Origin of the sequence: Selenomonas sp. FC4001 (genome assembly GCF_000701565.1) — a bacterium.
Taxonomy (GTDB): domain Bacteria; phylum Bacillota; class Negativicutes; order Selenomonadales; family Selenomonadaceae; genus Selenomonas_A; species Selenomonas_A ruminantium_B.
Genome location: NZ_JNJF01000012.1, coordinates 42,071 through 56,551, shown reverse-complemented (window position 1 = coordinate 56,551; position 14,481 = coordinate 42,071). Strand labels below are relative to the sequence as shown.

Genomic DNA, 14,481 nt, shown 5'->3' with positions numbered 1-14,481 from the left:
CGAATTTACTATCCGGATATCCGGAGAGGGAGATAGTGTCGTGGTGCCTTTCTAGATAGTATTTGTGTTGTGAGCATATGGATAGAGAAGTGTATTTATAAAACTAGGATCCAATCGGGGACATGAAATTTATGTGGATGTGCATAGGCAGCTGCTGGTTAGGTATATATGTTCATATGATTAGGCTGAAGGAGACATAAATAATGAAGAAAGCTTTAATTACCGGTGTTACCGGTCAGGATGGTTCTTATTTGGCGGAATTCCTGCTAGAAAAGGGATATGAGGTGCACGGCATTATCCGTCGCTCGTCTGTGGATTATCGTGAGCGCATTGCTCATCTGGAAGGAAAGCCGAATTTTCATCTGCATTATGGTGATATGGGCGATTCCCTGGGACTGATGGCTGTTATCAGCACAGTACGTCCTGATGAATTATATAATTTAGCGGCACAGAGCCATGTGCAGGTTTCTTTTGATGCACCGGAGTTCACTGCAGATGTGGATGCTACGGGGGTGTTGCGTATACTGGAAGCGGTTCGACTTAGCGGACTCAAGGATACCTGCCGTATTTATCAGGCGTCCACATCGGAGCTTTATGGCAAGGTGGAAGAAGTTCCGCAGAACGAGAATACACCGTTCCATCCGTATTCGCCGTATGCGGTTGCTAAGCAGTATGGTTTCTGGATTACAAAGGAGTATCGTGAAGCCTATAATATGTTCGCTTGCTCGGGTATTCTCTTTAACCATGAGTCGGAACGCCGCGGGGAGACTTTTGTAACGCGTAAGATTACGCTGGCCGCTGCCCGTATTGCGCAGGGCAAACAGGAGAAATTGTACCTCGGCAATCTCGACAGTCTGCGTGACTGGGGTTATGCCAAAGATTATGTGGAGTGCATGTGGCTGATTCTCCAGCATGACAAGCCGGAGGATTTTGTCATTGCTACGGGCGTGCAGCATTCCGTGCGTGAATTCTGTCAGCTGGCATTCCATCATGCTGGGATTGAACTGGAATTCACAGGTGAAGGCCTGGAGGAAAAGGGTATCGACAAGGCTACGGGCAAGGTAGTAGTTGAGGTCAGCCCGGACTTTTATCGTCCGACCGATGTAGTAAATCTGTGGGGCGACCCGACGAAAGCCAAGAAAGAACTTGGCTGGAATCCGACAAAGACCACCTTTGAACAGTTGGTGGAAATCATGGTCAAGCATGATATGGAGAAGGTTGCGGCTGAACGCTTAAAGGAATATGTTAATCTAGCGGAGTTCTTGGAAAAGGGCATTGTAAAGTGATGGAAAACCTGCATATTGTATTATTGTCCGGTGGTTCCGGCAAGCGTCTGTGGCCGCTGTCAAATGATATTCGCTCGAAGCAGTTTATCCCCCTGTTTCCGCAGGTTGACGGCGAATATATCTCTATGGCGCAGCGTGTGTTCCGCCAGATTCGCAAGGTGAATCAAACAGCTGACATTACGATAGCTACGTCCAAATCGCAGGTATCTACGCTGAAAAATCAGCTGGGCGATCAGGTGGATATTTCCGTGGAACCCTGCCGCCGGGATACGTTTCCCGCCATTGTGCTCGTTAGTGCCTATTTGCACGATGTAAAAGGCGTGGGACTGGATGAAGCGGTGGCGGTTTGTCCCGTTGACCCCTATGTGTCAACCGCTTATTACAAATCTGTTGAGCGATTGACCGAACTTGCGACCAAGGGAATGGCGGATTTGATGCTGATGGGCATTGAGCCAACTTATCCGAGTGAAAAATACGGCTATATTATGCCAATGTCCAAGGACGAAATCAGCAAGGTGGCTTCATTTAAGGAGAAACCAACGGAAGTCAAGGCGGCGGAGTATATTGAAAAAGGTGCCCTGTGGAACAGTGGCGTATTTGCCTATCGTCTGGGCTATGTACTGGAAAAAGCCCATGAGCTTTTGGCCTTCAAGGGATATGAAGATTTGTATGCAAATTACAGCAATCTGACCAAAATCAGCTTTGACTATGCTGTGGTAGAAAAAGAGCAGAGCATAGGCGTTCTGCGTTATGCCGGCGAATGGAAAGACTTAGGCACGTGGAATACGCTGACGGAAATCATGCATACGCCATCCATTGGTGACGTGACCATGGATGATAACTGTGTCGATACCCATGTGGTCAATGAAATGGATGTGCCTATCCTTGTGATGGGAGCGAAAAATCTCGTGGTAGCTGCCAGTCCTGAGGGAGTCCTTGTAGCCGATAAAGATGCATCCAGCCATATCAAGCCCTATGTGGAAAATCTTACGCAACAGATTATGTTTGCGGAAAAATCCTGGGGCAGGTTCCAGATTATTGATGTGGAAGATGACAGCCTGACCATCAAGGTTACGTTAAATGCGGGACATGGCATGAATTATCATAGCCATACCCATCGCCGTGAAATTTGGAATATCGTCAGCGGCGAAGGCAAGGTTTTGCTTGATGATAAGGAGCGGGCAGTTAAGACAGGAGATATTATTGAACTGCCCGTTGGTTGCAAGCATAAAATCATGGCAGATACCCGCATGACCATTATCGAGGTTCAGATGGGGGCAGCGATTTCCAAAGCGGATAAAATTAAGTGGGAATAATTTTAGGCTTGAAAAAAAGGAAGAATGAAAACATGCTCTTGACAGACAGACAGACAGACAGACAGACAGACAGACAATATCTTTGGATAGACTCACTTAAGGGCTTAGCTATATTGATGGTTATTGCTGTTCATATAGGCATAGGAGAAGTTGATTCGCCGATAAAGCAATATACGAATAACGGGATGTATGGAGTACAAATATTTTTTGTAATAAGTGGATATCTAACTATGAAGTCATATCATAGGCACATTCAACATGGAGATATGGCTATATCTGCGTGGTTAAAGCGAAAACTATGTAGGTTAATCCCTGGTTTTTATATTGCGTGCCTATTTTATACCTTAGTGTTTGATGGCATACCATATTATCTTGGCGAAGAAAACGGTGTTTCATTGTTAAATTTTTTAGCGCATATCACATTTACATTTGCATTGATACCACATTATATTAACAGTATTATTGGAGTGGAGTGGTATCTAGGATTATTAGTAGTTTATTATGTGTTTGTTGCTGCTTTAGGAAATAGATTTGTGGGAATAAGAAAAAGTATATGGTTGTTTATTTTAGCAACTTTATTATATAAATTCCACCATATGCTGATATACTTTCTCCCTAAAGATTTACCAGATTGGTATTTATACGAAATTTTTCTTTCAAAATTTAATCCATTTTCTCAAGGCGTATTCTTTGCTGCTGGCGTACTATTAAGCGAATTTAAGTTGGCTAGGATTAATGATAAATTTATAGATTCAATGATGAAAAGAAGAATGTTGATATTGCTGGCAATCACTTTGTTTTTATTAACCACATTTAACATTATTCGTAGTAAGCATGATTTATTATATGGTCTTTTTGCGTTTGTAGTGATATTGGTTAACTTAGAGCCAGGTGTTTCATGGGGTAATAATAAATTTTTAGCAAAATTTGGTAAATTATCTTACGAGATATATCTGACTCATTTCATGATAATTTTATTATTCAATCAGTGGCTGGTAGGATTACAATTTATATTGGGAGATTTATATTTTTTTAGTAAATATTGTATAGTTATTATTGCTTCGTATATCGTTTCTATTGTGTTAAAACATGCTTCGACAGGAGGGAAGTTATTGTATGAAAATACTTATAACCGGTGCTAATGGTTTAGTGGGACATAGCATAGTGGAAAATCCTGCTATGCAAGTTCACAAGCTATTAACGCCTTCTCATGGGGAGTTAGAATTGCTTGACTACGGCAAGGTTAAGTCATATCTTGCGAAAGAACAGCCTGACTTAATAATCCATGCGGCAGGTAAGGTGGGCGGTATTGCGGCCAATTGTAAAGCACCGATGGAATTTTTGCTGACTAATATGGATATGGGGCGCAATATCATTTACGGTGCTTTTGAGACAGGGGTAAAGAAATTTATCAATTTAGGCAGTTCCTGTATGTATCCCTGAAACAGCGAAAGGCCATTGACAGAGGATATGGTACTCAAAGGTGAACTTGAACCGACCAATGAAGGCTATGCTTTGGCAAAGGTGATGTGTGCGCGGTTATGTGATTATATATCCCGGCAGCATCCGGAGTTTCGGTATAAGATGCTAATTCCCTGTAATCTATATGGGCGTTGGGACAAGTTCCGTACCGAAAATGCACATATGATTCCTGCGGTAATTCATAAGTTATACATGGCCAAGAAAAACGGTTTGGATACTGTGGAAATTTGGGGTACAGGCAAGGCGCGCAGAGAATTCATGTACAGTGGGGAGTTAGCAGATTGCATTGCATATAGCATCGATCATTTTGAAAAACTGCCCACATATTTGAATGTTGGTCTAGGACATGATTATACTGTGGATGAATATTATGAAGCCATAGCAAAAATCGTTGGGTATACAGGGAAGTTTACGCATAACACAGAAAAACCGGAAGGTATAAAGCGAAAGCTGACCTATGTTACAAATCTTAAGGCCTTTGGCTGGCAGTCAAAGATTAGCCTGACTGAAGGTCTGCAAAAGACTTTTGAATTTTATTTACAAACGGAGCGATAAAGGAGAGCTGTAAAATGGAGAAGATTGGTGTAGGTTACGCCTATGTAAGCGATATTGAGAAGAAGTATGTCAATGAAGCGTTGAATGAAAGCCGCTTATCGCAGGGGAAGATGGTGCATAAGTTTGAAAAGCAATTCGCGGCTATGCACGACCAAAAATATGGTATTGCTTGCAACAGCGGAACATCGGCTTTGCATGTCGGCATAGAAGTAATGAAAGAAATGTATGGGTGTCCGCGGGGGGGACACTGAGGTCTTAGTTCCGGCGATAACATTTATCGCTACATCAAATGCGGTTATGCATGCCGGTCTAAAACCGGTGTTTGTGGATGTGGATCCGGTAACGTATAATATGGATCCAGCGAAAATCGAGGAAAAAATCACGGAAAATACCGTGGGGATTATTCCTGTGCACACCTTTGGACAGCCCTGCGATATGGATCCGATTATGGATATTGCCAAAAAGCATAAACTGTGGGTGATGGAGGACTGCGCCGAGGCTCATTTTGCAACCTATAAAGGCAAGAAAATCGGCAGCTTTGGTAATATTGCCGCCTTTAGTACCTATGTGGCGCATACCATTACGACAGGTGTAGGCGGTGTAATCACGACCAATAATCAGCAGATGGCAGAGATTTCCCGCTCCCTTATCGCTCATGGACGTGCCTGCACCTGTGAGGTGTGTCTGGCTTCTGACCCGCGAAAAGTATGTCCTTTGCGAATGAAAACACAGATGGATAAGCGCTTTATGATGGTGCGAATGGGGTACAGCTATCGCATTGGTGAGTTGGAAGGCGCTATTGGCTTTGACCAGTTGGAAAATAAGGACATCATCATGGGCAATCGCAAGAAAAATGCAGCCTACCTGACGGATAAACTGCAGGATACACAGGATGTATTGCAGCTGCCCAGTGCGCCTGACTATGTGGAACATTCTTACATGATGTATCCCATTGTGGTGAAAAAAGAAGCAGATTTCACCCGTGAAGCGCTGACCCATTTCCTCGAAGCACACAATATCGAAACCAGACCCATGCTGCCGCTTTTAAATCAGCCGATTTATCAAGAGATATTCGGCGATATCGAAAAAGATTATCCGGTAGCAGAGTGGATTGACCATAATGGTTTTTATGTTGGTTGTCATCACGGTATGACAACCAAGGAACTTGACGTTATTATTGAAACCATTCACGAGTTTTTGCATAAATAAAAACTTTCTTCTGCCGGATAGTGTATTTTCTATCGCGGCAGGAGGAAGAAAATGGAAAAAAATGCAAAAATCTATGTGGCAGGCCATAGAGGTATGGTTGGCTCGGCTATCGTACGGGAATTGAAACGTCAGGGCTACACGAATATCATCACCCGTACGCATAAGGAACTGGACTTAATCGACCAAGTGGCTGTAAATGCGTTCTTTGAGCAGGAAATGCCGGAATATGTATTTTTGGCGGCTGCCAAAGTTGGCGGTATTGTAGCCAACAGTGAAGCATTGGCAGATTTTATGTATGACAATATGATGCTCGAAATGAATGTCATTCATGCGGCATGGCAGAACGGCTGCAAGAAACTGGAATTCTTAGGTTCCAGCTGTATTTATCCGCGCATGGCACCGCAGCCGATGAAGGAATCCTGTCTTTTGACTTCGGAACTGGAAAAGACCAATGAAGCCTATGCACTCGCGAAGATTTCCGGGCTGAAATACTGTGAATTCCTCAACAAGCAGTATGGTACGGATTATATTTCCGTAATGCCGACCAATCTTTATGGGCCGAATGACAACTACCATCCGACCCATAGCCATGTACTGCCGGCACTTATCCGCCGCTTCCACGAGGCTAAGGAACAGGGACTTTCGAAAGTCACCTGCTGGGGTGACGGTTCGCCGCTCAGAGAGTTCCTCTATGTAGATGATTTGGCTAATCTCTGCGTGTTCCTGATGAACAATTACAGTGGCGATGAAACGGTCAATGCCGGCACGGGCAAGGAGCTGACCATTAAGGAACTGACGGAACTGGTGGCTGAAGTCATCGGCTATGAAGGCGAAATTGCGTGGGATACCAGCAAACCGAATGGCACCCCGCGCAAGCTTCTCGATGTGTCCAAGGCGGAAAAACTTGGCTGGACCTATAAAACGGAATTAAAAGATGGTATTAAACTTGCCTATGAGGATTTCTTAAACAATCCTATGCGGGCAGAACGATAAAGGATGTTACTAAATTTATGCGTTATTGCACAGAGGCCTTTGGGGCCTATGATATTCGGGGCATTTACCCCAAAACAATCAATGAAGAAATAGCTTATCGAATTGGTAGATTTTTCCCTGCGCTGTTTGCGGCAAAGAAAGTGGTTGTCGGTAACGACATCCGCTTATCTGGGCCGGCAATAAAAAAAGCTTTGATGAAAGGCTTGGTGGAATCGGGCTGTGATGTTATCGATATTGGACAGTGCGGCACGGAGATGATTTATTTCGCTACCGCTCACTTGAAACTCGATGGCGGCGTGATGATTACAGCCAGCCACAATCCTAAGGAATATAACGGCATGAAATTTGTACGCCAGGAGGCAAGGCCGATTTCTGGTGATACAGGGCTGCGGGAGCTGGAAGCGCAGGTTGCCGATGGTGAACTGCCGCCTATGGCAGAAACTAAGGGCAAGGTCGAAGCGCTGAATCTTGCCGAGGATTATGTGCAGCATATTCTGTCCTATGTGGATGTTACAAAGCTGAAGCCGCTCAAGGTAGTGGTTAATGCCGGCAATGGCGCAGCCGGTCCGATTCTCGATGTGATGGAAAAATATCTGCCATTTGAACTGGTGAAAGTACATCATCCGCCGGACGGCAGTTTCCCCAATGGCGTACCGAATCCGCTTTTGCCGGAGAATCGTGAGGCTACGTCTAAGGCTGTACGAGAGTCAGGTGCTGATGCCGGTGTAGCCTGGGATGGTGACTTTGACCGCTGCTTCATGTTTGATGAGCAGGGCGCTTTTATTGAGGGATATTATATGGTTGGTTTTTTGGCAAAAGCTTTCCTGAAAAAAAATCCTGGAGCAAAGATTGTTCATGACGCACGATTGATATGGAATACCGAAGAAATTGTCAGAGAAAATGGCGGAGTGTCAGTATTGTCTAAAAGCGGTCATGCCTTTATCAAGGAAAAGATGCGTGAGGAAGATGCTATTTATGGTGGAGAAATGAGTGCGCATCATTATTTTCGAGATTTCTTTTATTGTGACAGTGGCATGATTCCGTGGTTATTGGTTTTGGAATTGTTGTCTCAAGATAATAGCAAAACATTATCAGACTTAATGGCGAAACGGATACATCTTTACCCTTGCTCTGGTGAAATCAACAGTAAGGTTAACGATACAGATAAAATGTTAAAACATATCGCGAGCGAATACGGTAGTAAGGGAATCCTTACGCAATTAGATGGTTTATCTGTGGCTTTTCCTGATTGGCGTTTTAATTTGCGCAAATCAAATACGGAACCGATGCTTCGATTAAATGTAGAATCTCGGAATGATGAGGCACTGATGATTGAAAAGACAGCTGAATTGTTGGGGAAGATTAGAAAAGAATAATTGTACTTAAATGTTGAGAAATATAATTTTACGACTTAAGTAGTCGAATAATCCATGAAAAACTTCTTTTTCGCTAAAAAAGGTAAAGATTTTTGGGGGGAGAAAGAAGTCTTTCTTTAGCTTTTTGTTTATGGGCAATAGGATATCTATGCGTAACGGTGATTGGCATTTTTTTGCTTTTGCGGTATAATATTGTTCGAGATGAAATGCATTAGTGGTAAGGAGAAATAAGCCTTAGGGCTATGTGATATGGAGAGTGAGTGTAGTGTTAGACATTAAATTTGTCCGTGAGCATCTGGATGAAGTGAAGCAGATGCTGAAGAATCGTTGCAATCCGTTGAATCTGGATGATTTTTCTTCGTTGGAGCAGGAGCGCCGCAGCTTGTTGCAGCAGACGGAGACGTTGAAGGCGGAGCGCAATGAGGTTTCCAAGGTCATCAGCCAGATGAAGAAGAACAAGGAGAACGCTGATGACAAGATTGCGGAGATGCGTGCCGTAGGCGAGAAGATTTCCGCTTTGGATGCTCAGCTCAAGGATGTTGAGGAGAAGCTGCGGGATATCCTGCTGCATATTCCGAACATGCCGAAGGCTGATGTGCCCATCGGCAAGGATGATACGGAAAATCCGGAAGTGCGCAAATGGGGCACGCCGAAAGAGTTCTCCTTTGAGCCGAAGGCTCACTGGGATATCGGTGCGGATTTGGATATCCTCGATGCTGACCGTGCCGCCAAGGTTACCGGTGCCCGCTTTATGTTCTATAAGGGCTTAGGTGCCCGCCTGGAACGTGCTTGCATCAACTTTATGATGGATCTACATGCTACGAAACATGGCTATACGGAAATGCTGGCGCCTTATATTGCCAACAAGGACAGCATGACGGGCACGGGCCAGTTGCCAAAGTTTGCCGAAGATATGTTCAAGCTGGAAGGCATGGACTATTATCTGGTGCCGACGGCTGAAGTGCCGACCACGAACTACCATCGCGATGAAATTCTCGATGGCGACAAGCTGCCGGAATACTACAGCGCTTACACGGCCTGCTTCCGTGCTGAAGCAGGCAGCGCCGGCCGCGACACTCGCGGCCTTATCCGCCAGCATCAGTTCAACAAGGTCGAGCTGATTAAGTTCGTTAAGCCGGAAACGAGCTGGGACGAACTCGAATCCATGGTGGATGCTGCCGAAGATGTTCTGCGCATTCTGGAACTGCCGTATCATGTGGTACAGCTTTGCACGGGCGATATGAGCTTTACGTCTGCCAAGACCTATGATATCGAAGTTTGGTTCCCGTCGCAGGGCAAGTACCGTGAAATTTCTTCCTGCTCGAACTGTCTGGATTATCAGGCACGCCGTGCCAATATCAAATTCCGCCGCGATGCAAAGTCTAAGCCGGAATTTGTGCACACGCTGAATGGTTCTGGTCTGGCTGTTGGCCGTACGGTTGCCGCAATTCTGGAAAACTATCAGCAGGAAGATGGCTCGGTTATCGTACCGAAGGCGCTGGTTCCCTACATGGGCGGCGTAGAGGTTATTCGCTAAGCAAATAAATATAGTAACACTTGTACAGATTTCTGTAATATTGTGTCGCTTGTAGCTGGACAAAATTCGCTCTTTGCGGTAAGATAGATAGGTGTATTTATCTATTTTTATCGCAAGGAGCGAAATTTTTTTGTAAGAAGGTGTATTTGTTGGAAAGAAGTGGATTTTCCACCCGTTTAGGGTTTATTCTCGTATCGGCGGGGTGCGCTATTGGTTTAGGTAATGTGTGGCGTTTCCCCTATATTACCGGTCAGTATGGCGGTGCGTCCTTTGTGCTGATTTATCTGCTGTTTTTGGCTATCTTGGGGCTGCCGATTATGGTGGCGGAGTTTGCGGTAGGGCGTGCCAGTATCCGCAGTGCGGCGATGTCCTTTGACGTGCTGGAGCCGAAAGGAACCAAGTGGCACTGGCATAAGTATACGGCCATTGGCGGTAATATGATTCTGATGATGTTCTATACTACCGTGGCCGGCTGGATGCTTTATTATCTTTATAAAACGGCGACTGGGGCTTTTGACGGTTTGGATGCCGCAGGCATAGGTGCTGTTTTTGGTAATTTGCTGCAGGACCCTGTGACTATGGGGGGCTATATGACAGCCATTGTCGCACTGTGCGGCGGTGTTTGCTATCTCGGTGTGGAAGCCGGTGTTGAGCGCATCACGAAGTTTATGATGACCTGCCTGCTGGTGCTCATGGTGATTTTGGGCATTAACTCGGTACTGCTGCCGGGCGCAGGTGAAGGGTTCAAGTATTATCTCTATCCGGACTTTGGCCGTCTGATGGAACATGGCTTAAAGGAAGTTATCTTTGCTGCTATGGGACAGGCGTTCTTTACGCTGTCCATTGGTATGGGATCCTTGGCTGTGTTTGGTTCTTATATCGGCAAGAGCAAGCGCCTTACGGGTGAAGCGGTCTGGATTATTATTCTCGACACGTTCGTGGCCATTATGGCCGGTTTGATTATTTTCCCGGCCTGCTTCAGCTATGGGGTAAGTCCGTCGAGTGGGCCAAATCTCTTGTTCGTGACCCTGCCGAATGTATTTAACGCCATGCCGTTTGGGCGCATGTGGGGAACTTTGTTCTTCCTCTTTATGACCTTTGCGGCGATGTCAACGGTTATTGCGGTATTTGAAAATCTGGTTGTCTGCTTCTTTGATTTGCTGCATATCGACAGGCGCAAGATTATCTGCGCAGGCATTCCCCTCGTTATCTTGCTCTCTCTGCCCTGCGTACTGGGCTTTAACGAGTGGAGCTGGATTCAGCCCTTGGGCAAAGGCTCCGGCGTGCTGGATTTGGAAGACTTTTTGGTTTCCAACAATATCCTGCCTTTGGGCAGTTTGGTGTATATGGCGTTCTGTACCAGCCGTTATGGCTGGGGCTGGGATAACTTCATCAAGGAAGCGGATACCGGCCGCGGTATGGCTTTCCCGAAGTGGATTCGGTTCTATGTAACCTACATTCTGCCGCTTATCGTGCTCGTTATTTTTGTGAACGGATATTACGCCTTGTTCTTTAGTAGGTAAATGGTGTATAATAAGCTGCAATTGAGCTTGTTACTTTGTTAAGATGGGAGTGAATGCCTGTGATTAAGTTTTCGAAAGTAGAGAAAACTTATGCCAGTCCGGCAGGGCCGGTACCGGCGCTAAAGGGCATTGATTTGGAAATCGCCAAGGGCGAGATTTTTGGCATTATTGGTCTGTCGGGGGCTGGTAAATCGACGCTTGTGCGATGCATCAATATGTTGGAGCGGCCCACGGGCGGCAAGGTTATCGTTGATGGCAGGGATATGACGGCGCTTAGCGACAGTGAGCTGCGGGAGGCGCGCAAGGATATCGGCATGATATTCCAGCATTTTAACCTCTTGTCCTCGGCTACGGTTTATGAAAATATCGCCTTTCCGCTGAAACTGGCGGGTAAATCCGACAGTGAAATCAAGGAAAAGGTTGAACCGCTCTTGAAGCTGGTTGGCTTGGAGACAAAAGCGGGGCAGTACCCTTCACAGCTTTCCGGCGGGCAGAAACAGCGCGTCGGTATTGCAAGGGCGCTGGCCAGTGAGCCGAAGGTGCTGCTCTGTGACGAGGCTACGAGTGCCCTTGACCCGCAGACCACCAAGGCAATCCTGGAGCTGATTCGCGATATCAACAAGAAGCTGCAGCTCACCGTGGTGGTCATCACCCATGAAATGCAGGTCATCAAGGATATCTGCGATAAGGTGGCTGTTATCGATAAGGGCGTTATTGCCGAGCAGGGAACGGTGCTTGAAGTATTCACCAATCCCCAGCAGCCCATCACCAAGGAATTTATCAGCGTTCTGCTGAGCAATGAACTGCCCGCGGCTTTCCGTGGCGGCAATATCAGTCAGGAACCGGCGGAAGATGCGTACCTGCTGCTCCGGCTGACCTTTATCGGCGAGTCGGCAGATGACCCGGTGATTGCCGATATGATTCGCAAATTCCCGGAAGTGGAAACCACGCTGCTGTTCGGCAATCTTGACCATATCAAGTACACGCCTTTTGGCCGCATGATTATCGGACTCAAGGGGGAGACTGCACAGGTGCAGGCAGCCCTTGACTATTTCAAAACCCGTGAGCTGAAAGAGGAGGTGATTGGTTATGTCAAACGACATGATTCCACTTCTGACTAAGGCTTTGGGCGAAACCGTCTACATGGTAGCCGTTTCCATGGCCATCGCCTCAGCTTTGGGTATCCCTTTGGGCGTGCTGCTCTATGCTACGGATAAGGGACAGATTTTGGAGTCGCCGATGCTCAACAAGGTAATCGGTACGGTGGTCAACGCCATTCGCTCCATTCCGTTCATCATTTTGATGGTGGCCATTATCCCGCTGACCCGCTTGTTGGTCGGCTCGGCTATCGGTACGACGGCGGCGATGGTGCCGCTGGTTATCGCCTCCATTCCCTTTATCGGGCGACAGGTGGAAACCAGCCTCAAGGAAGTGCCTTATGGCCTGATTGAGGCGGCATTGTCCATGGGGGCTACGCCCATGCAGATTATCAGCCGTGTGCTGCTGCCGGAATCCATGCCCAGCATTGTGGCGCAGCTGACAACGGTGGTTATCAGCCTTGTCGGTGAGTCGGCGATGGCAGGCGCTATCGGCGGCGGCGGCCTGGGTGATTTGGCTATCCGTTACGGCTATCAGCGTTTCCGTCCGGAAGTAATGATTGCCACGGTTGTCATTCTGATTGTTCTCGTGCAGGCGGTACAGTTTGTAGGCAACACCATCGCCAAGCGCTTGGATAAAAAATAAGCATTTATTTATAAGGGAGGTACCTCTATGAAAAAAGTTTTAGCACTTATCGGTACACTGCTGATTGCGGCGATGGCCTTTGCCGGCTGCGGCAGTGAACAGGCAGCCAAGACGGACAGCAAGACCTTGAAGGTCGGCGCAACGGCTGTTCCGCATGCAGAGATTTTGGAAGTTGTAAAACCTCTGTTGGAGAAAGAGGGCATCAAGCTGGAAATCGTGGAATTCAACGATTATGTACAGCCGAATCTGGCACTCAATGACAAGGAATTGGACGCCAACTTCTTCCAGCATGAACCGTATCTGGTGAACTTCATGGAAGAACATAAGGAAGTCAAGCTGAAAAATGCGTTCGGCGTGCATATCGAGCCCATGGGGGTATACTCCAAGAAGGTTAAAGACCTGAAGGAACTCAAAGATGGTGCTGCTATTGCCATCCCGAATGACCCGACCAACGGCGGCCGTGCCCTGTTGCTTTTGCAGAAGGCTGGTCTTATCACGCTGAAAGACGGTGTGAAGGAAAAGGCTACGGTGCAGGATGTAACAGGCAATCCGCATAACTTCAAGTTCCAGGAAGTAGAAGCTGCGCAGGTTCCGCGTACGCTCGATGATGTGGATGCTGCGGTGATCAACACCAACTATGCAATGCAGATTAACCTCGTGCCCACCAAAGATGCCCTCTTCATGGAGGACAGTACTTCTCCTTATGTGAATATCATCGCAGTTCGCGAAGGGGATGAAAAACGTCCGGAGATTCAGGCGCTGATTAAGGTGCTCAAGAGCAAAGAAGTTAAAGACTTCATCACCGATAAGTACAAAGGTGCAGTTGTGCCGGCATTCTAATCGCGCACAGAGTTATCCACCTAACGGCCAAAGAGCCCGCTGACGAAACGTGTCAGCGGGCTTTTATAAAATGCAGTTTGTGGGGAGTTCAGTTCGTGCTAAAGGTATCTAGTTCATACGTTGTCAGGGGCGAACGGGGTGTGAATTTTCTGTTTTCCGCTAAACGACCCCCTCGGAAAAATAGCTGTCCATTTACTCGCGCCGGGCAGGCCAACGGCGCTGCTTTCAGCGTATTTGCTTAGTTTTCTCCTACATGGGGCCGGCCTTCACTGCGTTCAGGCAGTCGCTCCCTACAGAAAATTCGCACCCCGTCTGCCCCAAGATACGGTCTATGCTATTGCCACGAACTCGTTGCTCCCGTTACAAGAACATCGATGTACTTGCTCCTTGTCATCACGAAATGACAGTTGGTACGGACATCACTTAGGGCGGAGGTGGTGATGCTTTTCGCCGTGGAACGACTGTCCGAACGTAGTGAGGACTGGCCCACAAACGGCACAGGCTAAACACTGGGCTGAACATACGCGCCGCCGGTCTTGCCCGGCGCAGGTAACTAAAAAGCCCATACATTTACTTGTGGGTCATTCAGTGCAACGGCGAAAAGTATTACCACCTCCGCCC

Annotated in this window: 12 protein-coding genes and 1 pseudogene; all 13 read left to right on the top strand. The window is 46.8% G+C overall.

The features are described from left to right. Positions 1-203 precede the first annotated feature (203 nt). The 13 genes and pseudogenes from gmd to T320_RS06030 all read left to right on the top strand — a co-directional run bounded on the left by gmd (position 204) and on the right by T320_RS06030 (position 13,860). Complete coding sequence (gene gmd / locus T320_RS06085) at positions 204-1,286, top strand: GDP-mannose 4,6-dehydratase (protein WP_081824781.1); 1,083 nt, start codon at positions 204-206, stop codon at positions 1,284-1,286. Positions 1,287-1,294: 8 nt separating this feature from the next. Then, positions 1,295-2,602, top strand: coding sequence for a sugar phosphate nucleotidyltransferase (locus T320_RS06080; RefSeq protein ID WP_037354123.1), 1,308 nt, complete (start codon positions 1,295-1,297; stop codon positions 2,600-2,602). Further along, entirely contained in the window at positions 2,593-3,744 is a 1,152-nt protein-coding gene (locus T320_RS06075) for an acyltransferase family protein (RefSeq protein ID WP_197019388.1), read from the top strand. Before T320_RS06080 ends, T320_RS06075 begins: the two co-directional genes overlap by 10 nt. Next, positions 3,692-4,639: pseudogene (locus T320_RS14935) on the top strand (GDP-L-fucose synthase family protein). Before T320_RS06075 ends, T320_RS14935 begins: the two are co-directional and overlap by 53 nt. Before the next feature lie 14 nt (positions 4,640-4,653). Then, a complete protein-coding gene (locus T320_RS15060) occupies positions 4,654-4,890 on the top strand; it encodes a DegT/DnrJ/EryC1/StrS family aminotransferase (RefSeq protein ID WP_051608620.1) in 237 nt (78 codons plus the stop codon). A 46-nt stretch (positions 4,891-4,936) separates the two neighbouring features. Further along, the gene (locus tag T320_RS13910) at positions 4,937-5,848 is read left to right on the top strand and encodes a DegT/DnrJ/EryC1/StrS family aminotransferase (protein ID WP_051608619.1); all 912 of its coding nucleotides are present in this window, start codon (positions 4,937-4,939) and stop codon (positions 5,846-5,848) included. Positions 5,849-5,899: 51 nt separating this feature from the next. Further along, a complete protein-coding gene (locus T320_RS06060; RefSeq protein ID WP_037353987.1) occupies positions 5,900-6,841 on the top strand; it encodes a GDP-L-fucose synthase family protein in 942 nt (313 codons plus the stop codon). 17 nt (positions 6,842-6,858) lie between these two features. Continuing rightward, positions 6,859-8,217 (top strand): phosphohexomutase domain-containing protein, encoded by a 1,359-nt coding sequence (locus tag T320_RS06055; protein WP_037353985.1) that lies wholly within the window; start codon positions 6,859-6,861, stop codon positions 8,215-8,217. Positions 8,218-8,482: 265 nt separating this feature from the next. Further along, positions 8,483-9,754: a serine--tRNA ligase gene (serS, locus tag T320_RS06050; RefSeq protein WP_037353982.1), complete on the top strand. Its 1,272-nt coding sequence runs from the start codon at positions 8,483-8,485 to the stop codon at positions 9,752-9,754. A gap of 149 nt (positions 9,755-9,903) precedes the next feature. After that, positions 9,904-11,277: a sodium-dependent transporter gene (locus T320_RS06045; protein WP_037353981.1), complete on the top strand. Its 1,374-nt coding sequence runs from the start codon at positions 9,904-9,906 to the stop codon at positions 11,275-11,277. A 59-nt stretch (positions 11,278-11,336) separates the two neighbouring features. Then, entirely contained in the window at positions 11,337-12,398 is a 1,062-nt protein-coding gene (locus T320_RS06040) for a methionine ABC transporter ATP-binding protein (protein ID WP_037354121.1), read from the top strand. Continuing rightward, the gene (locus tag T320_RS06035; RefSeq protein ID WP_037353979.1) at positions 12,367-13,020 is read left to right on the top strand and encodes a methionine ABC transporter permease; all 654 of its coding nucleotides are present in this window, start codon (positions 12,367-12,369) and stop codon (positions 13,018-13,020) included. Before T320_RS06040 ends, T320_RS06035 begins: the two co-directional genes overlap by 32 nt. A gap of 27 nt (positions 13,021-13,047) precedes the next feature. Further along, positions 13,048-13,860 carry a MetQ/NlpA family ABC transporter substrate-binding protein gene (locus tag T320_RS06030; RefSeq protein ID WP_037353977.1) on the top strand — a complete coding sequence of 271 codons (813 nt, stop codon included), beginning with the start codon at positions 13,048-13,050 and terminating at the stop codon, positions 13,858-13,860. Positions 13,861-14,481 lie beyond the last annotated feature (621 nt).

Excerpts from the sequence above, each read along its gene's own strand:
- gmd (WP_081824781.1), top strand. The coding sequence starts at position 204 with ATGAAGAAAGCTTTAATTACCGGTGTTACCGGTCAGGATGGTTCTTAT.
- T320_RS15060 (WP_051608620.1), top strand. The coding sequence starts at position 4,654 with ATGGAGAAGATTGGTGTAGGTTACGCCTATGTAAGCGATATTGAGAAG.
- T320_RS13910 (WP_051608619.1), top strand. The coding sequence starts at position 4,937 with ATGCATGCCGGTCTAAAACCGGTGTTTGTGGATGTGGATCCGGTAACG.
- T320_RS06060 (WP_037353987.1), top strand. The coding sequence starts at position 5,900 with ATGGAAAAAAATGCAAAAATCTATGTGGCAGGCCATAGAGGTATGGTT.
- T320_RS06055 (WP_037353985.1), top strand. The coding sequence starts at position 6,859 with ATGCGTTATTGCACAGAGGCCTTTGGGGCCTATGATATTCGGGGCATT.
- T320_RS06035 (WP_037353979.1), top strand. The coding sequence starts at position 12,367 with ATGTCAAACGACATGATTCCACTTCTGACTAAGGCTTTGGGCGAAACC.
- T320_RS06030 (WP_037353977.1), top strand. The coding sequence starts at position 13,048 with ATGAAAAAAGTTTTAGCACTTATCGGTACACTGCTGATTGCGGCGATG.